This is a genomic window from Aestuarium sp. (assembly GCF_023253315.1).
Classification (GTDB): Bacteria; Pseudomonadota; Alphaproteobacteria; order Rhodobacterales; family Rhodobacteraceae; genus Marivivens; species Marivivens donghaensis.
Window position 1 is genome coordinate 1 of record NZ_JALRGW010000008.1, and the last position, 25177, is coordinate 25177.

At 56.8% G+C, this 25177-nt stretch carries 25 protein-coding genes; 15 read left to right on the forward strand and 10 right to left on the reverse strand.

The window, feature by feature from the left end; genetic code table 11:
- The 3 genes from AC1QQ2_RS06230 to rpsD all read left to right on the forward strand — a co-directional run.
- Positions 1 to 681, forward strand: a 681-nt coding sequence (locus AC1QQ2_RS06230) for a lipid A-modifier LpxR family protein (protein WP_479712489.1), incomplete at its 5' end; no start/stop codon positions are given.
- 332 nt (positions 682 to 1013) lie between these two features.
- The gene (locus AC1QQ2_RS06235) at positions 1014 to 1868 is read left to right on the forward strand and encodes a Hint domain-containing protein (protein WP_479712490.1); all 855 of its coding nucleotides are present in this window, start codon (positions 1014 to 1016) and stop codon (positions 1866 to 1868) included.
- A 158-nt stretch (positions 1869 to 2026) separates the two neighbouring features.
- Positions 2027 to 2647, forward strand: a complete 621-nt coding sequence (gene rpsD / locus AC1QQ2_RS06240) for a 30S ribosomal protein S4 (protein ID WP_067551526.1) — start codon at positions 2027 to 2029, stop codon at positions 2645 to 2647.
- Between the two features lie 61 nt (positions 2648 to 2708).
- Here the strand turns inward: rpsD and AC1QQ2_RS06245 are convergent, their stop codons facing one another.
- The gene (locus AC1QQ2_RS06245; RefSeq protein WP_479712491.1) at positions 2709 to 3761 is read right to left on the reverse strand and encodes a bifunctional transcriptional activator/DNA repair enzyme AdaA; all 1053 of its coding nucleotides are present in this window, start codon (positions 3759 to 3761) and stop codon (positions 2709 to 2711) included.
- Positions 3762 to 3892: 131 nt separating this feature from the next.
- Here AC1QQ2_RS06245 and hisC point away from each other — a divergent pair, with 131 nt between their 5' ends.
- Positions 3893 to 4978 (forward strand): histidinol-phosphate transaminase, encoded by a 1086-nt coding sequence (gene hisC, locus AC1QQ2_RS06250; RefSeq protein WP_479712492.1) that lies wholly within the window; start codon positions 3893 to 3895, stop codon positions 4976 to 4978.
- Entirely contained in the window at positions 4978 to 5898 is a 921-nt protein-coding gene (locus AC1QQ2_RS06255) for a prephenate/arogenate dehydrogenase family protein (RefSeq protein ID WP_479712493.1), read from the forward strand. The genes hisC and AC1QQ2_RS06255 overlap by 1 nt, the downstream gene beginning before the upstream one ends.
- A gap of 1 nt (position 5899) precedes the next feature.
- Here AC1QQ2_RS06255 and AC1QQ2_RS06260 read toward each other — a convergent pair whose 3' ends face one another.
- Positions 5900 to 6847 carry a DUF2125 domain-containing protein gene (locus tag AC1QQ2_RS06260; protein ID WP_479712494.1) on the reverse strand — a complete coding sequence of 316 codons (948 nt, stop codon included), beginning with the start codon at positions 6845 to 6847 and terminating at the stop codon, positions 5900 to 5902.
- Positions 6848 to 6893: 46 nt separating this feature from the next.
- On the opposite strand from AC1QQ2_RS06260, the gene AC1QQ2_RS06265 reads away from it, so the two are divergent.
- From AC1QQ2_RS06265 to AC1QQ2_RS06275, 3 genes are all read left to right on the forward strand, one after another.
- A complete protein-coding gene (locus AC1QQ2_RS06265) occupies positions 6894 to 7442 on the forward strand; it encodes a gamma-glutamylcyclotransferase (RefSeq protein WP_105234428.1) in 549 nt (182 codons plus the stop codon).
- A 143-nt stretch (positions 7443 to 7585) separates the two neighbouring features.
- Entirely contained in the window at positions 7586 to 8683 is a 1098-nt protein-coding gene (locus AC1QQ2_RS06270) for a biopolymer transporter ExbB (protein ID WP_479712544.1), read from the forward strand.
- A complete protein-coding gene (locus tag AC1QQ2_RS06275) occupies positions 8683 to 10326 on the forward strand; it encodes a peptidoglycan -binding protein (protein ID WP_479712495.1) in 1644 nt (547 codons plus the stop codon). The genes AC1QQ2_RS06270 and AC1QQ2_RS06275 overlap by 1 nt, the downstream gene beginning before the upstream one ends.
- Here the strand turns inward: AC1QQ2_RS06275 and AC1QQ2_RS06280 are convergent.
- From AC1QQ2_RS06280 to gloB, 3 genes are all read right to left on the reverse strand, one after another.
- Entirely contained in the window at positions 10313 to 11269 is a 957-nt protein-coding gene (locus AC1QQ2_RS06280; RefSeq protein WP_479712545.1) for a M23 family metallopeptidase, read from the reverse strand. The two genes, AC1QQ2_RS06275 and AC1QQ2_RS06280, sit on opposite strands and share 14 nt — an antisense overlap.
- Positions 11269 to 13596, reverse strand: coding sequence for an ATP-dependent Clp protease ATP-binding subunit ClpA (clpA, locus tag AC1QQ2_RS06285; protein ID WP_479712496.1), 2328 nt, complete (start codon positions 13594 to 13596; stop codon positions 11269 to 11271). Before clpA ends, AC1QQ2_RS06280 begins: the two co-directional genes overlap by 1 nt.
- A 178-nt stretch (positions 13597 to 13774) precedes the next feature.
- On the reverse strand, positions 13775 to 14542 hold the full coding sequence (gene gloB, locus AC1QQ2_RS06290; RefSeq protein ID WP_479712497.1) for a hydroxyacylglutathione hydrolase: 768 nt from the start codon (positions 14540 to 14542) through the stop codon (positions 13775 to 13777).
- A 63-nt stretch (positions 14543 to 14605) separates the two neighbouring features.
- Here gloB and AC1QQ2_RS06295 point away from each other — a divergent pair, with 63 nt between their 5' ends.
- The 7 genes from AC1QQ2_RS06295 (at position 14606) to AC1QQ2_RS06325 (ending at position 21021) form a co-directional block, all read left to right on the forward strand.
- Positions 14606 to 15373 (forward strand): class I SAM-dependent methyltransferase, encoded by a 768-nt coding sequence (locus AC1QQ2_RS06295; protein WP_479712498.1) that lies wholly within the window; start codon positions 14606 to 14608, stop codon positions 15371 to 15373.
- Between the two features lie 300 nt (positions 15374 to 15673).
- The gene (locus AC1QQ2_RS06300) at positions 15674 to 16234 is read left to right on the forward strand and encodes a F0F1 ATP synthase subunit delta (protein WP_479712499.1); all 561 of its coding nucleotides are present in this window, start codon (positions 15674 to 15676) and stop codon (positions 16232 to 16234) included.
- Entirely contained in the window at positions 16234 to 17772 is a 1539-nt protein-coding gene (gene atpA, locus AC1QQ2_RS06305; protein WP_067551495.1) for a F0F1 ATP synthase subunit alpha, read from the forward strand. Before AC1QQ2_RS06300 ends, atpA begins: the two co-directional genes overlap by 1 nt.
- Positions 17773 to 17795: 23 nt before the next feature.
- Positions 17796 to 18665 carry a F0F1 ATP synthase subunit gamma gene (locus AC1QQ2_RS06310; protein WP_479712500.1) on the forward strand — a complete coding sequence of 290 codons (870 nt, stop codon included), beginning with the start codon at positions 17796 to 17798 and terminating at the stop codon, positions 18663 to 18665.
- An 18-nt stretch (positions 18666 to 18683) separates the two neighbouring features.
- Positions 18684 to 20108 carry a F0F1 ATP synthase subunit beta gene (atpD, locus tag AC1QQ2_RS06315; RefSeq protein ID WP_074039025.1) on the forward strand — a complete coding sequence of 475 codons (1425 nt, stop codon included), beginning with the start codon at positions 18684 to 18686 and terminating at the stop codon, positions 20106 to 20108.
- Positions 20109 to 20119: 11 nt separating this feature from the next.
- Positions 20120 to 20548, forward strand: a complete 429-nt coding sequence (locus AC1QQ2_RS06320) for a F0F1 ATP synthase subunit epsilon (RefSeq protein WP_067551489.1) — start codon at positions 20120 to 20122, stop codon at positions 20546 to 20548.
- A gap of 122 nt (positions 20549 to 20670) precedes the next feature.
- Positions 20671 to 21021: an H-type lectin domain-containing protein gene (locus AC1QQ2_RS06325; protein WP_479712501.1), complete on the forward strand. Its 351-nt coding sequence runs from the start codon at positions 20671 to 20673 to the stop codon at positions 21019 to 21021.
- Between the two features lie 77 nt (positions 21022 to 21098).
- Here the strand turns inward: AC1QQ2_RS06325 and AC1QQ2_RS06330 are convergent, their stop codons facing one another.
- The 5 genes from AC1QQ2_RS06330 to AC1QQ2_RS06350 form a co-directional block, all read right to left on the reverse strand.
- Entirely contained in the window at positions 21099 to 22118 is a 1020-nt protein-coding gene (locus AC1QQ2_RS06330) for a ribose-phosphate pyrophosphokinase (protein ID WP_105234437.1), read from the reverse strand.
- A 121-nt stretch (positions 22119 to 22239) separates the two neighbouring features.
- Entirely contained in the window at positions 22240 to 23289 is a 1050-nt protein-coding gene (locus tag AC1QQ2_RS06335; RefSeq protein ID WP_479712502.1) for a threonine aldolase family protein, read from the reverse strand.
- Complete coding sequence (locus AC1QQ2_RS06340; protein ID WP_479712503.1) at positions 23289 to 23756, reverse strand: YcgN family cysteine cluster protein; 468 nt, start codon at positions 23754 to 23756, stop codon at positions 23289 to 23291. The genes AC1QQ2_RS06335 and AC1QQ2_RS06340 overlap by 1 nt, the downstream gene beginning before the upstream one ends.
- Positions 23749 to 24687, reverse strand: a complete 939-nt coding sequence (locus AC1QQ2_RS06345) for a bifunctional riboflavin kinase/FAD synthetase (RefSeq protein ID WP_479712504.1) — start codon at positions 24685 to 24687, stop codon at positions 23749 to 23751. Before AC1QQ2_RS06345 ends, AC1QQ2_RS06340 begins: the two co-directional genes overlap by 8 nt.
- Before the next feature lie 37 nt (positions 24688 to 24724).
- Positions 24725 to 25168, reverse strand: a complete 444-nt coding sequence (locus AC1QQ2_RS06350; protein WP_067551686.1) for a MaoC family dehydratase — start codon at positions 25166 to 25168, stop codon at positions 24725 to 24727.
- Between the last annotated feature and the right edge of the window lie 9 nt (positions 25169 to 25177).

Below are 25177 nucleotides of genomic sequence, written 5' to 3' on the forward strand. Positions count from 1 at the left end.
GAAGTTATCGCGCCGCGAAACCTGAATGGTGCAAAGTCCGCCGACCGCGCCTATGCGGGCATTTTGTCGGTCGGGGCACATACCCACTATGAAATCAGCGATCTGGAAATCAGTGTGGGCACGGACATTGTCGTCGTCGGTCCGCAAACGGGCATGATGGAGTTTCAGCGGAATTTCCACGACCGCGTCGGGGCCCCTGAAATCGCGGCCTCAGTCGAAGCAAACCAAATTGCGAATGGCGTCTATCCGACCCTTACGACCGAAATCGCCCGCGAAATCGACTTTGGCCATTCATACCTGCGCCCGTTCGTTGAAGGGCAGTATGGGGCAGAGGATTTGATCCGCGTTGGTGCTGACTTCCAATTCGGGGATGTGGCCGTTGATGTGGCGCATGGCCGTGATCCGGTCACGGGGCAGCGGTTCAAACTGGCGGATTCTCATAACCGCGGGCTCGCGTTCCTTTTGGGAGCCGATTACGCGATTATCGGAGATAGCATCTACTTCCCCTCCAGCTTTGGCGTTGAGGCTGAAGACACCCGCTATCGCCTTCGTGCGGGCCTTAGCTGGCAAATCGCGCCTAAGATTTCATTCTATTACGGCGCAACTTACCTGTCCGAAGAATACGTCGGTCAAGAAGAAGGCCAAGTCGTCGGTTCGCTGAAGCTAAATTTCAACTTCTAAGTAAAAAGTTAACGCGTTCTCATGTTTAGGGTTGATTCGCGAGAATCCACCTGCTTATTTTGATGTCAGATCCGCGCGGGACAAAAGACGCGGGCAGACTGAGGCAGAGAACGGGCATGAAAACGGGCTTTCTAGGCACGTTTGTCATTTCCTGGGCGCAATGTGAGATTGACGGGCTCTGGTCCGCGCCGCGCGATGCGTTTCGCGTGGGGGCGACTTGGACCTGGACTGGGGACGCAGTACGGGTGGATGGCCCGAATTCTGTGCTTCCTTTGGGTATTGCGACCGGAGAGGCAGACATTCGAAAAAGAGCGGCGCATTCGGTGCGACGCATGTTGCAGGCGGTCGAGACCAAAGATCCCATCGGGATCGAGGTAGAGGCTGATCACCCAATCTTTGAGAAGAGTTTTAGCATCACGGATGGGCGGGACACTTGGACTGTCACCTTGATCGAGACGGGCCGTGGTCGCCCGCCGCTGATGATGTTCATCGGGGATATTCCGCCGCGCCATCGCGAGATGTGGATCGTGTCGCATAACATTGACCTTGAGCGCCCTGATCAGATCAGTGCCGCGCCGGGTGGTGTTATTTGTTTTACCCCTGGGACGACCATTCAAACGGAACACGGTCCTCGGTTCGTTGAATCCTTGCGCGAAGGCGATCGGGTTCAGACCAAGGACAATGGCTGTCGGGAAATCCTCTGGATCGGCACACGCCGTGTGACAGGCGCGCGTTTGTTCGCGATGCCGCACTATGCGCCGATCCGGATGCGGGCAGGGGCCTTGGACAAGGATGTCCCAGACGAAGGCCTTTTGGTGTCGCCCGATCACCGCATGATCCTCAAGGGCGCGCGTGCGCGCGCCTTGTTCAATGCGGATGAGGTACTGGTGACAGCACGCGATCTGGTGAACGATCATTCGATCTATGTGGATCGTTCGGTTCGTGAGGTGACTTATATCCACATGCTTCTTCCGCAGCATGAAGTGGTCTTTGCGAATAAGGTCGAAACCGAGAGCTTCCACCCAGCAAGCGCGGCTTTGTCCCACTTGAACGAGGCTGATCGGTCGCGCCTCTTCCAGCGGATGCCAGAGCTGGGCGGCGACCCGCAGACTTACGGTATGTTTGCGCGTCGTGTCCTGTCGGGCACCGAAGTGGAAATCCTGCGGCACGACAGTCGGCTTATGTGACAAAAGAGCGTTGACTCTGTCGCTGTCGCCTCTATAAGCCGCCCATTCATTGGTGTTGGTGGGCCCCGCAAGGGGATTCCTGTCATGGCTTCGGCCAAGAGGACAACGCCCTTCATAGTCGCCCTTCTGGGCGTCGACCATAACGAAGGAGATCAGCCGTGACCAAACGCACGTCTGCCAAGTACAAAATCGACCGCCGCATGGGCGAAAACATCTGGGGTCGTCCTAAGTCGCCAGTAAACAAGCGTGAATACGGCCCAGGCCAGCACGGTCAGCGCCGCAAAGCGAAAATCTCGGACTTCGGTCTGCAGCTGCGCGCTAAGCAGAAGCTGAAAGGCTACTACGGCGACCTGACCGAGAAACAATTCCGCCGCATCTACGGCGAAGCTGAACGCGTAAAAGGCGATACCGGTGAAAACCTGATCGGTCTGCTCGAGCGCCGTCTGGACGCTGTTGTTTACCGCGCAAAGTTCGTTGCAACCGTGTTCGCTGCTCGTCAGTTCGTAAACCACGGCCACGTTCTGGTTAACGGTAAATCGGTAAACATCCCGTCCTACCGCGTTAAAGAAGGCGACGTTATCGAAGTTCGTCAGAAGTCGAAACAGATGACCGTCCTTCTCGAAGCTGTTCAGCTGACCGAGCGTGATGTTCCTGACTACATCGACGCTGACCACAACAAAATGACCGCGACCTTCGTTCGCACTCCGGGCCTGTCGGACGTTCCGTACCCGGTTGTGATGGAACCGAACCTCGTCGTCGAATTCTACGCCAAGAACTAATCTGGTTCTTAGCCGATATTCGGGAAAAGGCTGCCTTCGGGCAGCCTTTTTTCTTTTTGTGTCACCGAAACTGGCGCTCGATTTCGATCAGTTTTTGTTTTCGCCATAGACCACCCGCGTAGCCTGTGAGTGTTCCATCCGCTCCGATGACGCGGTGACACGGAATGACGAGCGCGATTTGGTTCGCACCATTGGCCGAAGCCACGGGGCGCATTGCGGTCGGTCGCCCGATCTCTGCGGCGAGTTGTCCGTAGCTGCGTGTCTCGCCTGCGGGGATTTGGCGAAGTGCCTCCCAGACTTCACGCTGGAACGGCGTTCCGTAGTTTTGCGCGAGGGGCACGTCGAAGGTGGATCGTTTCCCCGCAAAGAAATCTCCCAATTCTTCGGTCACCTGATCTGTCGCCTCGAACCGACCAAAACCTATTGATCCTTTCGCGGTTTCAAAGATGCGCTTTAGCTGCACGGACAGCCCCTTGCGTTCGGGGAATTCGAGCATCCGCAAGGATTTGGCATCGCTGACGGCGATCATAGCGCCCAATGGCGTGTCGATGAAATCAGCCCGCAACGCCGCATCCGTTCGCATCTCGGACGGGGCAACGCCCAGCAGTTTCGCGAATGACGCACGAAAGGCCGATGGGCTGTCGAAACCCGCGTCCAGCTGCGCCTCAATGACTTTGCCGCCTTCGGCCAGTGTCTTTGCACCCATTCTCATCCGCCTTTGTCGTGCCATTTGAATAAACGTCATGCCGAATTGTCGCCGAAACAACCGCCGCACGGTCGAAGTGTCAAATCCCATCGCCTCCACATCGCCCTCGGTCCAGCGTCGATCGGGCTCGGCGTCGATCGCGGCCAATAGTCGGGCGATCACTGGGTCAGCCTCCGCGCTCGTGCCAATGGGATGGCAGCGTTTGCAGGGGCGGAACCCATCTGCGATGCACTCTGCCGTTGTCGCAAAGAACCGACAGTTCTCGCGCAAAGGTTTGCGCGCGGGGCAGGTCAGGCGGCAGAAAATGCCTGTCGACGTTACCCCCACATAGGCGCGCCCATCATAGGATGCGTCCCGCGCCACAAGCGCGTCGTAGAGTGTATCTGGGTCTGGCAAACTGAATAACATGTCCCGGTTATAGCCGATCAATCTGCCACATGCCGCCTGAAATCGGGCAGCTATTTCACCCGTGTCGATCTGTGCTCTGGAAACGGGTCAAAACCATCGTTATGGAAGGTCCGACAACCCGAGGGCAGAACATGACCAAGACGCCAAAACCGCAACCCGGCATCATGGATATCGCACTGTATGTCAGTGGCGAAAGCAAGGTCGCTGGTAAATCCGACGTGCTCAAGCTGTCGTCGAATGAAAACCCTTATGGGTTTTCCGACAAAGCGCGCGAGGCTTTTACCCGCAGCGCTCAGGACTTGCATCGGTACCCCTCGACCGACCACGCGAGCCTTCGGGCCGCGATTGGTGAAATCTATGGCCTCTCGCCCGATCAATTGATCTGCGGTGCGGGCTCGGACGAGGTGCTCCAGTTCATCGCGACCTGTTATGCGGGTGTTGGCGATGAGATCATCACCACCGAACATGGGTTTTCGATGTATCCGATCCTCGCCAAGATGGTCGGCGCGATCCCTGTTGAGGTCAAAGAAAACAACCGCCGTGTAGATGTGGACGCTATTCTGGCTGCTGTCACAGATCGCACGCGGATCGTTTTCGTCGCGAACCCTGCAAACCCGACAGGCACGATGCTGACCGAGGCAGAGCTTGTGCGGTTGATCGAAGGTCTGCCGTCCGATGTGCTGTTCGTTCACGATGGCGCTTACACTGAATTTGTGGATGGGTTTGATGGCGGTGCGGCGTTGGTGGAGCAATATCCGAACGTGATCATGACCCGCACGTTCTCTAAAATTTACGGTCTAGGCGGTTTGCGGATCGGCTGGGCCTATGCGGCAAAGGACATCATTGATGTGCTGAACCGCGTGCGTCAGCCGTTCAACTTGTCCGAGACGCAGTTGACGACCGCAGAGGCCGCCGTGCGCGACGCCGCCTTTGTCGAACGTTGCCGAACCGAAAATGCCAAATGGCGCGAGTGGCTGTCCAATGCCCTGATCCAAATGGGTGTGCAGGTCGATGAGAGCTTTGCGAACTTCATTCTGGCGCGTTTTACCTCCGAGGAAGAGGCCGCCGCTTGCGATGCCGCGCTCAAGGATGATGGGATCATCGTGCGCCGTGTGGGGGGCTATGGCCTGCCGAACTGCCTGCGGATCACCGTCGGTGACGAGGCCGCATGCCGCCGCGTGGTGCATGTCATTGGCACATTCAAAGGGGTCCGCTGATGGCCGCCTATAACCGTGTTGCGCTGATCGGGCTGGGCCTCATTGCGGGGTCGATGTCGCTGGCCATTCGTCGAGGGAAACTCGCGAATGAAATCGTGGGCTATGCACGCTCTGCCGAAACGCGTGACATCGCACGCGAGATTAATCTGGTCGACCGCGTTGTTGATACTGCCGAAGAGGCTGTCAAAGACGCTGATCTGGTTGTGTTGGCGGTGCCGATCGGTGCGATGGGTCCTGTGATGGCGGCGATTGCTCCGCACTTGAAACAGGGTGTGATGGTAACGGATGTGGGATCGGTGAAGAAATCCGTGTTCGACGCCGTTGTGCCGCATTTGCCCGAACATGCGCATTTCATCGGCTGTCACCCAATGGCGGGGACCGAACATTCTGGCCCTCGGTCAGGTTTTGCAACGCTGTTCGATAACCGTTGGTGCCTCGTCGTGCCCCCCGAGACTGTCGATCAGGGTGAACTGGATCGGTTGTGCGATTTCTGGAAGGGGATCGGCGCGAACATCGAAATCATGGACCCTGATCACCACGATCTGGTCTGCGCTGTGGTGTCTCACACCCCCCACTTGATCGCCTACACGATGGTTGGCGTTGCCGATGATCTGCGTCGCGTCACCGATCAAGAGGTGATCAAGTTCTCTGCCGCGGGCTTTCGTGACTTCACTCGTATTGCGGCCTCTGACCCGACGATGTGGCGCGATGTATTCCTAACGAACAAAGACGCGACCTTGGAAATTCTGGGGCGTTTCACCGAAGAACTGTTTGTCCTTCAGCGTGCGATCCGTCAGGGTGATGGTGATCTGCTGTTTGATTATTTCACCCGCACTCGCGCGATCCGTCGCAGCATCATTGAGGCGGGTCAGGACACCGACGCCCCCGACTTTGGCCGCAAACCAACCAAAGCCGATTGAGTTAGCGTAGCTTTGGCGCGGGGCCAAGCGGGAACGCGGCAAGGCGCATTTGCCCATCCGCAAAGATCAGGGGAAGTGTGATGCTGCCATCGTCGCTCGCAAGACCCGATGCCATCGCCTGATACCCCATCAAGTTGGCAGGTTTGATCGCTCCGTTCGCAGCGAGCATCCGAAGAACGGTTTCCCAGCCTTTTAGGGTCACGTCCAACTGACCGCTTGGCGTGCCGTCAGGCAAAATGTCGATGAGCCCGTCGATGGTCAGATCAATGTCACCCCATATGAGTTTGAGCGGCGCAAAGTCCATGCCTGCGATCATCGGGTCAGAGGTCGCGAACAGGGCAGGGGCGGGGTTGAATTTGACGGCCCCGTTGACGCTGAATAGGCTGACCATCTCGGGCAGTTGGTGCGTCGGGTCGATGGACTTCGTTACCTCAGCCATCAGAGTGACGTCCGTCATCGATAGGTCGAGATCGTAGACACCTTTGTCTGACGGAATGAGGTGGACCTCTATGGTGGCTGCCTTGGTATCGGGTTCCTCAATGACAACATTCGATCCACTGAGGTCAAATCGTCCAAGGTCGCCATTTCGTGTGATCTGAACTGATCCCCCAACTGACAGATTGTCAGCGGAAACCTTGATAGTCCATGTAGGGCCCATGATTTGAACGGGCCCGAGCATCTCGATGCGGGTGCGGTTAGGGGCGTATGTGGGAATGCTCACCTCTGCGGACGCGGCGACGAGCCTGGTCAAAACATCGATTTGGCTCTCGTAGCCATCCACGCGGGTGGTAAACCGCAGTGGCGACAACTGTAGCGCCACGTCCTGAGCCTTTGACGAGGTGTCTGCCTGAATGGCCGACTGCACCAGCGACTGCAAACCAAACGATCCAGCGGCCCAATAGAGCCCGTAAACCATGACGCCTGTAATCGCCCAACCTTTGATCCGCATGACGCCCCCTTTTACCCGAACTGGTTTCGTGTTTAACCATGGGATCATGACAGGAAAAGAACATTCCCCGCTTTGGGTCTTTGGCTACGGATCGCTCTTGTGGAACCCCGGTTTCGAACCCGAGGAGGCCATTCAGGCGCGGCTTGAGGGTTACCATCGGTCGTTTTGTATGCTGTCCATTCACCATCGCGGCACCGTGGACGACCCGGGACTCGTTCTGGCATTGGACCGTCAGGATGGCGCTGGCTGCACGGGTGTTGCGTTTCGGGTTGCCGATGCGGACCGCGAGGCCGTGATCACCGCGCTGCGCGAACGTGAATTGGTGTCGTCGGCCTATCTCGAGGCGGTGCTGCCGATCACGCTCCATGACGGGCGGATGGTTGAGGCGGTGACCTACATTATCGACCCAGATCACGAACAATACTGTCACCTGCCGCTCGAAACGCAGGCGCAAATGATCGGGCGTGCGGTCGGTGGGCGCGGACCAAATACCGAGTATCTTTTCAACACGGCGGCGCATCTGACCCAGATGGGCATTTGCGATGATGAAATGGCGTGGCTTGTGGGGCGCGTTAAGGCGATTATCGCAGACTGATCCCGTATATTTCATTTGGGAATTCAGTCTCAGGGCCTTATGGTTCCCTCAACAAACTAACGCGAGGAACCCAACCCGTGGCGGACATCAGGGAACCCGAGGCCGAGCCGTATTTTTCGCAACCGACGCGACAGATCACCATGATGTTGATCGCATTGGGGCTGATTGGCGCTGGCGTCTATGTGGCACTGTCCACGTTGCTGTCGATCTTTTGGTCAAACCCGTATTTGAACGGGCTGATCGGCGCTGTTTTCATCTTGGGCGTTTTGTCGTGCTTTGGGCAGGTCGTTCAGCTCGTATCGTCCGTTGGGTGGATCAAACGCTTTGCTCGGGATCAGCAGGTTCAAGGCGCGCCTGCGCTTCTTGCACCTTTGGCGACATTGCTGCGGTCACGTGGTGCGCGGATGCAGCTGTCCAGTTCGTCTGCACGGTCGATCTTGGACTCCGTTGCCAGCCGCATCGACGAAGACCGCGAGATCACGAAGTATCTGGGCAATACGCTGATTTTCCTCGGCCTTCTGGGGACCTTCTATGGTCTAGCCACGACGGTTCCTGCGCTGGTTGAAACCATTCGGTCGTTGAATGCCGATGACGGTGCGGCGGGCGATATCTTTGCCAAACTGCAAACGGGCCTTGAGGCGCAGCTGGGCGGCATGGGCACAGCGTTTTCGTCCTCGCTCCTCGGTTTGGCGGGCTCGCTGATTGTTGGTCTGCTGGAGCTTTTTGCAGGACATGGCCAAAACCGTTTTTACCGCGACCTCGAAGAATGGATGTCCTCAATCACCCGTCTCGGATTTTCGAGCGGGGATGAAGGTCCCGCGATGGAGGGGAACCCCTACGGTGGCGTGCTCGACCAGATGGCAGATCAGATCGACACCCTGCGCGCGCTTTTTGAACAGGCAGAAGCAGGCCGTGGCCAAACCGATGCTTATCTGGTGCGCCTGACCGAAGCCGTTGTGGGGCTGTCCCAGAAAATTGACGCGACCGATGTGCGACCTGCATTGCAAGAGGCGGCTGAGGCTCAGATGCGGCTTGCCCAGAAACTTCAGGACAGCGGCGTTGACGGAATTGATGCCGAAAGCCGAATGCGGTTGCGGTCGATCGATGTTCAGCTTCTGAAAATCCTCGAAGAACTGTCGTCGGGCCGTCAAGAAACAGTAGGCGAACTGCGCGGCGATCTCGCGAACATCACCCGCATGCTCCGCGCCACAAAACGCCCAACGGGCACAGGGCATAGCTAATGGCGATCAGTCGTCGCAGCACCAACCGTTTCAACGCCTCGATCTGGCCGGGGTTTGTGGATGCGATGACGGGGCTTTTATTGGTCCTGATGTTTGTGATCACCATTTTTATGGTGATCCAGTTTGTGCTGCGGGAAAAGATCACGGGACAGGAAACGCGGCTCGAGGAGCTTTCGTCAGAGATTGCATCTTTGACCGATGCGCTGGGCCTTGAACAATCGCGGTCGTCGCAGCTGGCCAGTCAGGTCGGGCAGTTGACCACGGACCTGTCGCAGGCCCAAGACGAACGTCAGGCCCAAGCAGCCTTGATCGCGTCCCTGACGGCAGAACGGGACCGGGTCACGGCCGAACTCGTTGATGCGCAAAGTCGGATCACTGGATTTGAGGCTCAGATCGCGGGTTTGCTGGCGGATCGTACGGATTTGCGGGATCAGGTCGCGGGGCTGGAAACCAAACAGGCACGTTTGATGTCCGAGGCTGAGGCGCTGAACCTAGCCCTCGCCACAGCGCGTTCGGAAATTGACGATGCCGCCGAGAGTGCCCGTCTTGCGGCCGCCCGTCGTGAAGCGCTCGAAGCACTGATCGCGGACCTTGAGGCGAAGAGAGATCAGGACGCGGCGACAATTGCCGAGTTGGAAACTGGCGGCGCTGCACGTCAAGCGCAAGTGTCAGAGTTGGAAGCTGCGCGGTTGGCTGATGCCGCCGCTTTGGAAGCATTGCGTGCGCGCCTCGCAGATGCAGACGCCGAAATTACAGCGATGACACTAGCCCTCGAACAGCAGCGCAAAGAGGCTGAGGACACTCTCACGCTCTTGGCCGCAGCAGAGGCCGCGCGGGATGATTTGGCGGCTCAACAGACTGAGCAATTGACCGAAGCAGAGCGTCAGGCGGCGCTTCTGGCCGTTGCCCAGCAACGTTTGACCGAGGAAGAGGCGCTCTCAGCCGAAAGCCAGCGTCAGGTTGCGGCTCTGAATGCCAATGTTGCCGAATTACGCAGCCAAGTTGCCCACCTGCAAGGCCTGCTGGATTTGGCAGAGCAGGCGGATACCGAGGCGCAGGTCCAGATTACGAACCTTTCTGGGCGGCTCAATCAGGCGCTTGCCCGTGCCGCTGCGGAAAATGCGCGTCGTTTGGAGTTGGAAGAGGCCGAACGGGCACGCTTAGAGGCAGAGACAAAAGAACTGGCCAACTATCGGTCGGAATTCTTTGGTCAGATGCGTCAAGTGCTGGCCGATCAAGATGGCGTTCGTATTGAGGGCGACCGTTTCGTCTTTGCCTCTGAGGTTCTGTTCCCTCCGGGCAGCGCGACGCTTTCGCCTTTGGGTCAGGCCGAGGTTGCTAAGGTCGCAACCCTTTTGCGGCAAGTATCTGATAATATTCCCGATAACATCGATTGGATCATTCGCGTCGATGGGCACACCGATAATATACCTCTGTCGGGCTTGGGCGAATTCCGTGACAACTGGGAACTGTCCCAAGCACGGGCATTGTCCGTGGTGCGGTTCATGTCGGAAAGCCAAGGCATCGATCCGACCCATTTGTCGGCCAACGGTTTTGGTGAATATCAGCCTATGAACACCGAAGACAGCGATGCAGCACGAGCGCAGAACCGTCGGATCGAATTGAAGCTCACCGAACGGTGACGTTGATCACTTGGCGGTCTAACTCGGTTCCGTCACGCTGCAAGGTGACCATCCCTGCGTAGTCGCCTGTGTCCCAACCTGACGCGGGCGCGCGTTTCCCGCTGGCACGAAAGACCATCGCTTGATCGCGGGTCAGTGCTTCGACGTGCTCGAAGATGGGGCCAGAGGGGCCAATGATTTCAAAGGTCATTTTGTCACCGGATTGCACACCGAACGAGAACCCCCAGAGGACGATATTGTCAGATTGATTTAGCTCTACCTCGCCTGCGGTGCCCGCTTTGATATCTGCATAGTCGGGGACGTTCGGGGCGAACCCCGTGCTTATCAATCCGCCTGCGGGTGTTGGCGGTTCGTCAATCCAGAGTGTGGTGTCTGACGGTCCGCAGGTGGCCTCATCGTTCGGATCGAAGGGGTCTACGACCTCTCCATTGTGGCGCACAGATAGGTGGACGTGCGGAAATTGGGTTTGGCCCGATAGTCCGACTTGGCCGAGAACCTGACCCATAGCCACCTGATCACCTGATCTCACAGTGACGGACCCTTGGGCCATGTGGCAGTATTGGGTTTCCCACCCGTTGCCGTGGTCGATCACGACACCGTTGCCGCATTCCTTAGAGGATACATCGGGCGCACCGGCATGCCCTTGCAGTATATCGACCATGTCATTGCGAACACCGCGCACCGTTCCAGGGGCCGCTGCGATCACGTCGACGCCTTCGGCTTGCATGGCGAGCGAGGGTAGAGCGAAGTCTGTGCCCTTGTGGCCGTCATAAGTAAGCGAACCACAGGCAAAGTCGGTCACGCCCGCAGACGGGTCATGGTCGACGAATTGTTGGATGTAACAGGTGTCCGAGAGATTGCAGTCAATCGGTAGCCCGAAAAGCGGGTCTCTCGCCGCGGCTGGTGCGGCGAGAGTGATTAGTATGAGTGCCCCCGCACGCATCAATCTGCGGTCAAGAGCGGAGGTTTGTTTCCTGTCAGGCGACCTTGCTGTGGTGGCTCGACTTCCAGTTCGAGTTTGTCGTCTTTGACCAAGACACGAACCACACCGCCTTTGGTGAGTTTGCCGAACAGCAATTCCTCGGCCAGCGGTTTTTTGATGTGTTCCTGAATGACACGGCCCAGCGGACGTGCACCCATTTTCGCATCGTAGCCTTTGTCGCCGAGCCAAGCGGCGGCTGCTGGCGTGAGTTCGATGTGGACGTTGCGGTCCATCAGCTGCGCTTCGAGTTGTAGAACGAACTTTTCGACGACCTGCAGGATGACCTCTTTCGGCAGCGGCTGGAATGGGATCACCGCGTCTAGACGGTTGCGGAATTCAGGCGTGAAGGTGCGTTCGATGGCGGCGGTATCTTCGCCTTCGCGACGATCACGACCAAAGCCGATTGCTTCTTTCGCTTGCTCTGCCGCACCCGCGTTCGAGGTCATGATCAGGATCACGTTGCGGAAATCTGTCGTCCGACCGTTGTGGTCGGTCAGTTTCCCGTGGTCCATCACTTGCAGCAGGATGTTGTAAACGTCTGGGTGCGCTTTTTCGATTTCGTCGAGAAGCAGCACGCAGTGCGGGTTCTGGTCGATGCTATCGGTCAGCATGCCGCCCTGATCAAACCCAACATAACCCGGAGGGGCACCAATCAGACGCGATACGGCATGCTTCTCCATATACTCGGACATGTCGAAACGGATGAGTTCGACGCCGAGCGTATCGGCAAGCTGTTTCGCAACCTCGGTTTTACCAACACCAGTCGGGCCCGCGAAGAGGTAGTTCCCGATGGGCTTTTCAGGTTCACGAAGACCCGCACGCGCCAGTTTGATCGCTGAGGACAGCGCTTCGATTGCGAGGTTTTGACCGAACACAACGCGCTTGAGCGATTTTTCCAGATCCTTGAGCGTCTCTGCATCGTCTTTGCTGACGTTCTTCGGCGGGATACGCGCGATTTTTGCGACGACCGCTTCGATTTCTTTTACGCCGATGGTTTTGCGGCGCTTGGATTCAGCGACCAGATGCTGAGCGGCACCCGCTTCGTCGATCACGTCGATCGCCTTATCGGGCAGTTTGCGGTCGTTGATATAACGGGCCGACAGTTCCACGGCGGATTTGATCGCATCGTGGGTGTAGCGGATTTGGTGGTGATCTTCGAAGTAGGGCTTCAGGCCCTGCAGGATTTTCACCGAGTCCTCGACCGAAGGCTCGTTCACGTCGATTTTCTGGAAACGACGGGCAAGTGCGCGGTCTTTCTCGAAATGTTGGCGGAACTCTTTGTAGGTGGTCGACCCCATGCAGCGCAGCTTGCCGCCCTGCAGTGCAGGTTTCAGCAAGTTAGACGCATCCATCGCACCGCCAGAGGTCGCACCCGCACCGATCACGGTGTGGATTTCGTCGATGAACAGAACGGCATCGTCGTGGTCTTCAAGTTCGGACACAACGGCCTTGAGACGCTCTTCGAAATCACCGCGGTAACGGGTGCCAGCAAGAAGGGCGCCCATATCGAGGCTGTAAATTGTCGTTTCAGACAGAACCTCGGGCACTTCGCCGTTTACGATCTTGCGGGCAAGGCCTTCGGCGATAGCGGTTTTACCAACGCCCGGATCACCAACGAGAAGCGGGTTGTTTTTACGGCGGCGGCACAGCACCTGAATGCAGCGTTCAACCTCGTGATCGCGACCGATCAGCGGATCAACGTCCCCCTTCGCGGATTTCGCGTTCAGGTCCACGCAGTATTTGGCAAGAGCGGAGTCTTTCGCTTCGGCTGTCTCGGTCGCTGTCTCCGTTGTGCGATCTTCGTCATCGTCAGCGCCCATGATCGGACGCGCCTCGCCAAAGGCGGGGTCTTTGGCAACACCGTGCGCGATAAAATTGACCGCGTCATAGCGGGTCATTTCCTGATCTTGGAGGAAATAGGCCGCATTGGATTCGCGTTCCGCAAAGATCGCGACGAGGACGTTCGCACCTGTGACTTCTGTGCGACCCGACGACTGGACGTGGATCGCGGCGCGCTGGATCACACGCTGGAAGGCAGCGGTGGGCACGGCTTCGGACCCGTCGACTTCGGTGATCAAAGTCGACAGATCATCGTCGATATATTCTTCGAGGTTTTTGCGCAGCTCATCGAGATCGACAGAGCACGCTTTCATGACGCGTGCGGCGTCGGGTTCATCGATCAGGGCCAGCAAAAGATGTTCGAGTGTAGCGAGTTCGTGGCGACGCGAATTGGCCAAAGCCAGCGCCGCATGGATGGACTGCTCAAGTGTGGTCGAAAAAGATGGCACGATGAGTGCTCCTTTCTTTCGGTGTCTCGCGGAACACGTTCCGTTCGACTGTGGCCTCATACCTTTAAAGTTTGGTTTTCTTGCCCAACCTTCAAGGACTTTCTTTCATATTCGCTTCACATTTCGCGTCATCGCCCTGTAACGGCGCGTCAGCGCGGAATGTTTTTGCACCAAACTATCAGAAATTATCCTTTCGGCGGCGAATTTCGGTGAATACGTCGAGGTCCGTTGCACCTTCCATGCCGAGTGCGGCTTTGAGGTCTGGATGGTCTGCGCGCAAATACGGGTTGGTCGCTTTTTCTAAGCTGAGGAGCGATGGAACGGTTGCTTCGTTTTTCGCGCGGGCCTCGGTTGTGGATTGTATGCGGGCCTGAACGGCTGGGGTGTTCGGATCAATGGTCGCCACGAATTTGGCATTCGATGCCGTGTATTCATGGCCCGAACAGACGAGAGTATCGTCGGGCAGGGCGCGGAGGCGCTGCATGCTGTCCCACATTTGTGCAGGCGTTCCCTCAAACAAGCGACCACAGCCGAATGCCATCAGGCTATCAGCGCTGAACAAATAGCCACTCAGGGGGAAATAGAACGCCACGTGTCCTATGGTGTGGCCATAGACGTCGATCACCTCGCAAGGTTCGCCGCAAATGGTGATCGTCTGACCATCCACCACAGATTGGTCGAGTCTCGGCAAACGCGCTTCATCGGCGGCGGCGCCGATAATTTTCGGATTATACCGCGCGACAAGATCAGGAACACCGTCCACATGGTCCCAATGGTGGTGGGTTAGCAGTATGGTGCTGAGCGTCAGGCCATGTGCATCGAGGCAGGACACAATCGGTCCAGCCTCTGGTGCGTCGATCAGTGCGACCTCATTCGTCTCAGTGTTTCGGACCAGATAGGCATAGTTATCTGTCAAACAGGGCAAGGTAATGAGTTCAAGGGGCATGGCATTGTCACGATCTTCGGTTAAGCTTTGATAAAGAGACTAGCCCAAAGGCCACCGACCGCAATGCATCTCGACGTAATTGATCTGCGCAATTTCTATTATCGCAGCGCCTTGGGGCGGGCCGCACAAAAGGTAATCCGTGGTGAATTGACTGCGATGTGGCCCGAGGCGAAAGGTCAAACCGTTGCGGGCTTTGGCTTTGCTGCGCCGTTGTTGCGTCCCTACCTAGAAGATGCGCGTCGGGTTGTGGCGCTGATGCCGGGGCCGCAGGGCGTTATGCCTTGGCCTGCGGGACAGCCGAACGTCAGTGTCCTATGTGAGGAAATGATGTGGCCGTTCGAAAATGGCGTCGTTGATAAGCTTGTTTTGATGCATGGACTGGAGACGTCAGAGAAGCCAACGGCTGTTTTGGAGGAATGTTGGCGTGTTCTTGGACCCGGAGGGCGTGCTGTTTTTGTCGTGCCCAACCGTGCGGGGCTCTGGTCGCGATCGGATCAAACGCCGTTCGGTTATGGGCGTCCCTATTCGCTGAGCCAGCTTGAGGCCCAGCTCAGACAGCACAACTTCGTTGTCGAACGCACGTCGTCGGTTCTTTATCAGCCGCCCTCGAAAAAGCGGATATGGCGTAAGCTGGCGAATGTCCTCGAAGATCTGGGGCATAAATTACCGTTCATCGCTTCTGGTGGTGTGTTGATTGTCGAAGTGTCCAAGCAGGTGTCTGCCCCCCGTCGACCGGGTCTGGGGGAGGCGGTGAAACGCCCGCTTAAAATCCTCGAAGGGGTAGGGCGGCCTGTGCCCGAAGCGGGGCTATCAAATAGCCGTCCGACCTGACGATCACGAAAAAGAGATTCGATTCTCGGCTCAAATCGGACTTCGGTATACCGTCGCGTACAGATTTTTGACGAGAAAGGTTGCGCGAATGGTCGCACCTGTCACCTTGCGACGCTGTTCTTTCAGAGTATTGGCGCAAACAATCGATTTTGAGTGCGTCTAGGCGGTTGCGACAGTCATACCTGTCTGCTACATCCCCCGTGATTTTGGCGCCCCCGCTTCGACGAGGGCGGTTCAAGCTGCCTAAACTTCAGACCATCCCGGTATGATGTGAGGGCCAAAACTATCGGAAGGGTGGACGTGTCCGAACCAGCTTCGATCTCAACCGGCATCGCTTCGCGCTATGCATCTGCTGCTTTTGACCTTGCCAAAGAAGGTAAAGGTCTTGCTGCTCTTGAATCCGACATTGACGCACTGACGGCTGCACTCGAAGGTAGCTCTGATTTGCGCGCTCTGATTTCTTCGCCGGTTTACTCCCGCGAAGAGCAAGCGACTGCTATCGCAGCGCTCGCTAAAAAGATGGGCCTGTCGGAAATCGTAACCAACACTCTCGGCCTGCTGGCGCAAAAGCGTCGTCTGTTCGTTCTGCCGTTCGTTCTGAACGCGCTGCGCGACCTGTTGGCCGAAGAGAAAGGCGAAGTAACCGCCGAGGTTATCAGCGCGAAGGCGCTGACCAAAACTCAGTCCGATAAACTGGCAAAGACACTCTCTGCCAATATCGGTAAAACTGTGAAAATTAATGCGGCCGTGGACGAGTCCCTCGTTGGCGGTCTTGTTGTTAAGGTGGGCTCGAAGATGATCGACACGTCGATCCGCTCCAAGCTCAGCGCTCTCCAGAACACCATGAAAGAGGTCGGATAATGGCGATCCAAGCTGCAGAAATTTCTGCGATCCTGAAGGACCAGATCAAAAACTTTGGCCAAGATGCCGAAGTGGCCGAAATCGGCCGTGTGCTCTCGGTCGGTGACGGTATCGCTCGCGTATACGGTCTGGACAATGTTCAGGCTGGTGAAATGGTCGAATTCCCGGGCGGTATCCGCGGGATGGCTCTGAACCTCGAAGCAGACAACGTTGGTGTTGTTATCTTCGGTTCTGACCGCGACATTAAAGAAGGTGACACTGTTAAGCGCACCAACTCGATCGTGGACGTTCCGGCTGGTGATGAACTGCTGGGTCGTGTTGTTGACGGTCTGGGTAACCCGATCGACGGCAAAGGTCCGATCAACGCTTCCAAGCGTTTGGTTGCTGACGTTAAAGCACCAGGCATCATTCCCCGTAAATCGGTTCACGAACCGATGGCAACCGGCCTGAAATCGGTTGACGCGATGATCCCGATTGGCCGTGGCCAGCGTGAGCTTATCATTGGCGACCGTCAGACTGGTAAAACCGCTGTGGCTCTGGACGCTATTCTGAACCAGAAGTCCTACAACGAAGCTGCTGGGGACGACGAGTCCAAGAAACTGTACTGCATCTACGTTGCAGTTGGTCAGAAGCGTTCGACTGTTGCTCAGCTCGTTCGTAAGCTCGAAGAAAACGGCGCGATGGAATACTCCATCGTTGTTGCTGCAACCGCGTCCGATCCGGCACCGATGCAGTTCCTTGCTCCCTACGCGGCAACCGCAATGGCAGAGCACTTCCGTGACAACGGCCGCCACGCACTGATCATCTACGATGACCTTTCGAAGCAGGCTGTTTCGTATCGTCAGATGTCGCTTCTGCTCCGCCGTCCGCCGGGCCGTGAAGCTTACCCGGGCGACGTTTTCTATCTCCACTCGCGTCTGCTGGAACGTTCGGCAAAGCTGAACGAAGACAATGGTTCGGGCTCGCTCACCGCGCTGCCGATCATTGAAACCCAGGGCGGCGACGTTTCGGCGTTTATTCCGACCAACGTGATCTCGATCACCGACGGTCAGATCTTCCTCGAAACCGAACTGTTCTACCAGGGTATCCGCCCAGCTGTGAACACCGGTCTGTCGGTTTCGCGCGTTGGTTCGTCCGCTCAGACCAAAGCAATGTCGTCTGTTGCTGGTCCGGTTAAACTGTCGCTCGCTCAGTACCGCGAGATGGCAGCATTCGCTCAGTTCGGTTCCGACCTTGATGCTGCAACCCAGCGTCTTCTGAACCGTGGTGCGCGTCTGACCGAGCTGATGAAACAGCCGCAGTACTCGCCGCTGACCAACGCGGAAATCGTTTGCATCATCTTCGCAGGCACCAACGGTTACCTCGACAAAGTCGACGTAAAAGAAGTTGGCCGCTACGAAGCTGCGCTCCTCGCATTCCTGCGCACCAAGCGTAAGGACATCTTGGACTGGATCGCGAACGACGACCCGAAGATCAAAGGCGCTGATGCTGACAAGCTGAAGGCTGCGCTGGACGAATTCGCCGCAGACTTCGCCTGATCACCGGATAAGGAGACAAGGCAGTGCCAAGTCTTAAGGACCTAAAAAACAGGATCGCGTCGGTCAAATCGACCCGCAAGATCACAAAGGCGATGCAGATGGTCGCGGCGGCAAAGCTCCGCCGTGCCCAGGACGCTGCTGAATCGGCTCGCCCGTACACTGAGCGTTTTAACGCTGTAGTGTCCGCGCTTGCTGCTTCGGCTGGTGGTTCGGATACTGCGCCGCTGCTGCTTCGTGGTACGGGCAGCGATCAAGTCCACATGCTTGTGGTCATGACTGCTGAACGTGGCCTCTGCGGCGGTTTCAACTCTTCGATCGTGAAGAAAGCCCGTCAGGCTGTTCGCGACCTTCAAGCCCAAGGCAAGACGGTCAAAATCCTGACAGTGGGCAAGAAGGGCCGTGAACAGCTTCGCCGTGATATGGGCGAGCTGATTGTGGATCACGTAGATCTCTCCGCTGTAAAGCGTATGGACTATGCGACTGCACAATCCATCGGCAAAGACCTTCTGAAGCGGTTCGAAGCCGGTGAATTCGACGTTGCGACGATCTTCTTTGCGCAATTCCAGTCTGTGATCGCTCAGATCCCGACTGCGCAACAGGTAATCCCAGCAAAGTTTGAAGCAACCGACGGTGCTGTGGCTGACTACGACTACGAACCTAGCGAAGAAGCAATCCTCGAAGACCTGCTGCCTGCCAGCGTGTCGACGGCGGTCTTTGCGGCTCTGCTAGAAAACGCTGCATCCGAACAGGGTGCGCGGATGAGCGCGATGGACAACGCAACTCGCAACGCGGGCGATATGATCGACCGCTTGACCATCGAATTCAACCGTTCGCGTCAGGCCGTCATCACCAACGAACTGATCGAAATTATCTCGGGCGCGGAAGCGCTCTAAGAACCGGAGTAACGAAACATGGCAAACGCAAAAGGCAAAATCACGCAGGTGATTGGCGCCGTTGTGGACGTGCAGTTCGAAGATGCCCTGCCGGCGATCCTCAACGCACTCGACACCGAAAACAATGGCAAGAAGCTGGTTCTTGAAGTGGCCCAGCACCTTGGCGAAAACACCGTACGCACCATCGCTATGGACGCGACCGAAGGTCTCGTTCGTGGTCAGGCAGTGGTCGACACCGGCGCACCGATCTCGGTTCCGGTTGGTACCGCGACCCTCGGTCGTATTCTGAACGTTGTTGGCGAACCCGTTGACGAAAAGGGCCCAGTGAACGCGACGGAAACCCGTCCGATCCACGCTGAGGCACCGGAATTCAGCGACCAGTCGACTGAAACCGAAATCCTCGTAACCGGCATCAAGGTTATCGACCTTCTCGCACCTTACTCCAAAGGTGGTAAGATTGGTCTGTTCGGCGGTGCGGGCGTCGGTAAAACCGTTCTCATCATGGAACTCATCAACAACATCGCAAAAGTGCACTCGGGCTACTCCGTGTTCGCTGGTGTTGGTGAACGTACCCGTGAAGGTAACGACCTTTACCACGAGATGATCGAATCCAACGTTATTAAGCCTGACAACCTCGAAGAGTCGCAGGTGGCTCTCGTGTACGGTCAGATGAACGAGCCTCCGGGAGCGCGTGCACGCGTTGCACTGACCGGTCTGACCCTTGCGGAACAGTTCCGTGACGCTTCGGGTACCGACGTTCTGTTCTTCGTGGACAACATCTTCCGCTTCACTCAGGCTGGTTCCGAAGTTTCGGCACTTCTGGGTCGTATCCCGTCCGCTGTGGGCTACCAGCCAACACTGGCAACCGACATGGGCGCGATGCAGGAACGCATTACCTCGACCAAGAACGGCTCGATTACATCGATCCAGGCTGTGTACGTACCTGCGGACGACCTTACCGACCCCGCACCGGCAACGACCTTTGCTCACTTGGACGCAACCACCGTTCTTAACCGCGCAATCTCGGAACTTGGTATCTACCCGGCAGTTGACCCGCTCGACTCGTCGTCGCGTATCCTTGACCCGCAGATCGTTGGTGAAGAGCACTATCAGGTTGCTCGCGACGTCCAGAACATCCTCCAGCGCTACAAGTCGCTGCAGGACATCATCGCCATCCTCGGCATGGACGAACTGTCGGAAGAAGACAAACTGACCGTTTCGCGCGCACGTAAGATCCAGCGTTTCCTCTCGCAGCCGTTCGACGTTGCGAAAGTGTTCACTGGTTCGGACGGTGTTCAGGTTCCGCTGGAAGACACCATCTCGTCGTTCAAAGCAGTTGTGGCCGGTGAATACGATCACCTGCCGGAAGCTGCCTTCTACATGGTAGGCGGTATCGGCGAAGTTCTGGCAAAGGCCGAAAAACTGGCAGCTGAAGCTGCCTAAGGAGAGGCATAATGGCTGACACGCTCCAATTTGATCTCGTATCCCCTGAACGGAAGCTCGCTTCTGTTCAGGCCACCGAGGTCCAGATCCCGGCTGCTGAAGGCGCAATGACGGCGATGGCAGGTCACGCACCGACCATCACCACCCTGCGTCCAGGTATCCTGCGGGTCGTTCATGCGGGCGGCAGCGACGAATATGTCGTTTCCGGCGGCTTTGCCGAAATCGGTGCAGAGAGTGTTTCGGTTCTTGCTGAACGCGCCCTGCCCACCGCAGAAGTGACCCAAGAGATCTTCGCTGAGATGGTTGCGGAATACCGCGCTGCTCACGAGAAGGCTCTTGCGAACTTCAAGAACGAACCGGGTCCGGTTGATGATGCGGCTCACCTTCTGGCGGACATGGTCGCCGTTGGTACCCACATGGGTCTGTCGTATCAGGAATAATCCTGACCTATACGAATTAAGCTTCGAAATAGGCCCCCTTGGGGGCCTATTTTCATATGAAAACCTCGTTTTTGACGAATTTCTCTGGTCTACGTATTTTTGGACTTATAGCGTAACGGGTAATGAAGAAGCTTCAAAATCATCTTATTGGTGTGGATCAAGGCGAGGTTGTCTTGTTCTCGGACTTTGAAACCGACGGTCCAATGTGGTCGGGTGATGGTCACCGTAGTTTGCGGCGGGCTGTTACCTTTTCGTCGCCGTATCGTTCGTTGCCGATGGTTCAGTGCTGGTTGTCGATGGTCGATATTTCGAACACCACCAATTGCCGCACCGATGTGCAGGCTGAGGACATCACCGAAACAGGTTTCCCTATTGTGTTTCAGACATGGGGCGATACGAAAATCGCTCGCGTCCGTGTTGCGTGGCAGTCGATTGGTGAGGTGCCACATGACGATGACTGGGACGTTGTCTAACTCATTTGTCAGTGACCAAAGAAAAACCCCCGACGTTTCCGTTCGGGGGTTTCGTGTTTCTCGAGGTTCGATCCAGATTAGTTGGCGTTGTAGAGGCCTTCGTAGATCGGGATTAGGGTCTGGTCTTCGAACAGTGACGACACGGAGGTGCCGTTCCACGTGTTCAGGATCGCTTGAGCAAACATCGGCGCGGTTGGAACGACGCGAATATTTGAGGCGTTCAGGATCGCGTCAGACGGCTGGATGGTATCGGTGATCACCAGCGATTTCATGACCGAGTTGGTAACGCGCTCAACTGCTGGGCCAGACATCACACCGTGCGAGATGTAAGCGTGCACTTCGGAGGCGCCTGCTTCCATCAGGTGTTCAGCGGCTTTGCAGAGCGTGCCTGCGGTGTCGCAAAGGTCGTCCACGATGATACATTTTTTGCCTTCGACGTTACCGATGACGGTCATCTCAGCGACTTCACCAGCTTTCTCGCGGCGTTTGTCGACGATCGACAGCGGAGCGTTGATGCGTTTGGCAAGTTCACGTGCGCGAGCGACACCACCAACGTCAGGCGAAACGACCATGATGTCGTCCATGTCGCCTTTGAAGTGGTGTTTGATGTCCAGCGCAAAGATTGGTGCAGCGTAGAGGTTGTCTACCGGCATATCAAAGAAACCTTGGATCTGCGTTGCGTGCAGGTCCATGGTCAGAACGCGGTCAACGCCCGCTTCGGCGATAAGGTTCGCAACCAGTTTCGCGCTGATCGGCGTGCGTGCCTTGGTGCGGCGGTCCTGACGAGCGTAACCGAAGTAGGGGATCACTGCGGTGATACGACCAGCCGACGAACGCTTCAGCGCGTCGGTGATGATCAGCAGTTCCATCAGGTTGTCGTTGGCAGGGTTCGACGTCGGCTGAATGACGAACATATCTTCGCCACGGACGTTTTCGAAAACTTCGACAAAGATTTCGCCGTCGTTGAAACGCTCTACACGAGCATCAACAAGGTTAACATTCATGCCACGGTGCATCGACATGCGACGGGCAATGGATTGAGCGAGCGGTTTGTTGGCGTTCCCCGAAATCAGTTTCGGTTCAGTGATCGACGGCATGTGGCAGAGTCCCAGGCTGTTGTCCGTGTGTGACGGAATCGTGACGCAGGGACCGCGTAGCACACGGAACCGTTAAGGCAAAGTTTTACGATGCCTTAATACGCTTTTGCCGCAGGATTTCTTAGTTGAGGGCGTTGAGGAACGCCTCAATATCCTGCTCTGTCGTCGACCAGCTGGCAACCAATCGCGCAGTTAGGGTTTCGTCGGCGGGGCCTTCAAGGTTCTGGTTGAACGGCCAGAAATAGTAATTGGCCCCAGCGGCAAATGCCTTTTGATGCGCGCCGCGCGGGAAACCCGCAAACACCATGTTCGCATCAGTCGGGTGCAAGAGCGTCGCGCCGTTGATCTTTTGGATGCCAGCGGACAGTAATTGTCCCATTGCGTTCGCATGGGTCGCGAGGTCGCGCCACAGATCGTCGGTCAGATAGGCATCCATCTGGGCGGACAGATAGCGGTGCTTGGAAAACAGGTGACCGCCGCGCTTGCGGCGCAGTTCAAATTCCCATGCAAGTTTTGGATCAAAGATCACGACCGCTTCGACACCCATGAGGCCGTTCTTGGTGCCGCCGAACGATAGGATATCAATGCCCGCTTTCCACGTCATTTCTGCGGGGGTGGCGCCGCTTGCGACGATGGCGTTGGCGAAACGTGCGCCGTCCATGTGGCAGGGTAAGCCGTAATCTCCTGCGACTGCGGTCAGCTCTGCGACCTCAGCAACGGAATAGACCGCGCCCTTCTCAGTGACGTTGGTAATCGACACGACACCCCGTTGGAGGTTGTGAACCCCACCACGGCCTGTGAATTCGATCGCGTTGCGAAGAGCCTCAGGCGACATCTTAGCGTCTTTGCCCTCAACAAGGCAGAGTTTGCCGCCTCCAATGTAAAACTCTGGCGCGCCGCATTCGTCTTCTTCGATGTGGGAGCTGCGATGGCAGAATACGCTCTGCCACGGTTCGGTGATCAGGGCGAGGCCCAGTGCATTGGCGGCAGATCCCGTTGCGACAAGGTATACGGCGGCCTCGGGAGCCTCAAACAGATCACGGATTTTTTGACGAACCGTCTCCATGATCGGGTCGCTGCCATATGACGACACATAGCCTGTGTTGGCAACCGTCAGGGCTTCCATCACTTTGGGATGAACGGGGCTCGTATTGTCAGAGGCAAAAAACATTAGATCGGTTCCTCGATGATGTGGTCTTCCCAGTCTTCGTCGGCGATATCGAATTCAGAGAGCGTGCGGTACTGCATCGAAACGCCTGCTAAATGCACGGTTTCAGAATTGCCCGAAATCAGCGGATGCCAGTCGTAAAGGGGCCGTTTTTCATGGACCAGCCGGTAGGCGCAGGTTTGCGGGAGCCAGTATAGGTTATCTAAAATAGTCTTAGGCGTCAGAACGATACACTCAGGGACGAACTGATGGCGAATGTCGTATTGGCTGCACAGGCAGGTCGCATCATCCAACAGGCGGCAGGCCACGTTGGTCAGCGCCACTTCGCCCGTATCTTCATCCTCAAGCTTGTTCAGGCAGCATTTGCCGCAGCCATCGCAGAGCGCTTCCCATTCCTGACGGTTCATCTTCTCCATCGGAACGGTTTTCCAATAGTTCGGGCGCAAACTGCTGCGGTCGATGTCAGACATCTTTAAGGATCTTTCGGGCTGTATCGCAGTCATTCGCCATCTGAACGATGAGCGCATCGAGGCTGTCGAATTTCAGTTCGGGGCGCAGATAATCCACAAGCGCGACCGAAAGCGGCGTGCCGTAGAGGTCGCCTTTGAAATCAAATAGAAAGGTTTCGATGTTCGGCACATTGTCTTCGCCAAACATAGGGCGGACACCGATAGACGCTGCGCCGTCGTAGCTGCCTGCATGTGGCCCTTCGAGGACGTCGACCTTTACCGCGTAAACACCCAGTTTCGGCTGGTGAAGGTTCGTGATGGACATATTCGCCGTCGGGTAGCCAAGGTCGCGACCACGCTGGTCGCCACGGATCACGGGGCCTTCGATGCGGTGCCAATGGCCCAGCATACGTGCAGCGTCACGAGGACGGCCATCGGAGAGAGCGTTGCGGATGTTCGTGGAGGAGATTTCCTCTTCAAACGTCAAAAGCGGGGTGACGGTCACGCCGAACCCAAGCTCTTCACCAAGTGATTTCAGCGTTTCCACATCGCCAGCCCGTTTCGCGCCGAAACAGAAATCAGCCCCAACGACGACATGCACGAGGCCGAGGCGCTGAACGATGATCGTCTCTGCAAATTCACGAGGGGTGAATTGGGCGAGGGCGGCATTAAACGGCACGTCGTAGAGTTTTTGGACACCCAGTTTGCGCAGGCGATGAGCCTTGGCTTCGGCGTTCATCAAACGGAACGGCGGTGCATCGGGGGCAAAAAACTGACGGGGATGCGGTTCAAAGGTCATCACGCCGAGAGGCGCGCCCAGATCAAACGCCGCCTTACGGGTCAAATCAATGACCGCCTGATGGCCCAAATGGACGCCGTCGAAATTCCCGATGGCCGCAGCCGCGCCACGATCATTGGGGTCTAGGAATAAGGTGTCTCGAATAATGCGCATAGGCGATGCGTAGCCGCCCAAGCCGACGCATGCAAGATCAGTCGAACTTCCGCGACGGTGCGAGAACTGTTGCTTCGCCGATCAGTACCTTTTTGCCGTTGACGAGGCAGCGCGTTTCCATAGTCACGCGACGTTTGGAATGGTCGATGTTTGTGACTTCAACCTCCGCCAAAACCATATCGCCAGGGCGCACAGGGGCGAGGAATTTCAGCGATTGACCCAGATAGACCGTGCCGTGACCTGGAAGCTGTTCGCCAATCACCGCAGAGATCAGCCCAGCGGTGAGCATCCCATGCGCAATACGACCCTCAAAGATCGTGTCTTGGGCATAGTCGTCGTCGAGGTGCACAGGGTTACGGTCAGTTGAGACTTCAGCGAACATTTCGATGTCGCGGTCCGTCACGACCTTACGCAAAGACCGGATCATACCGATTTCGATATCTTCGATACAGATTGTACCGCGGGGGAAGTTATCTAGCATGTTCGGCTC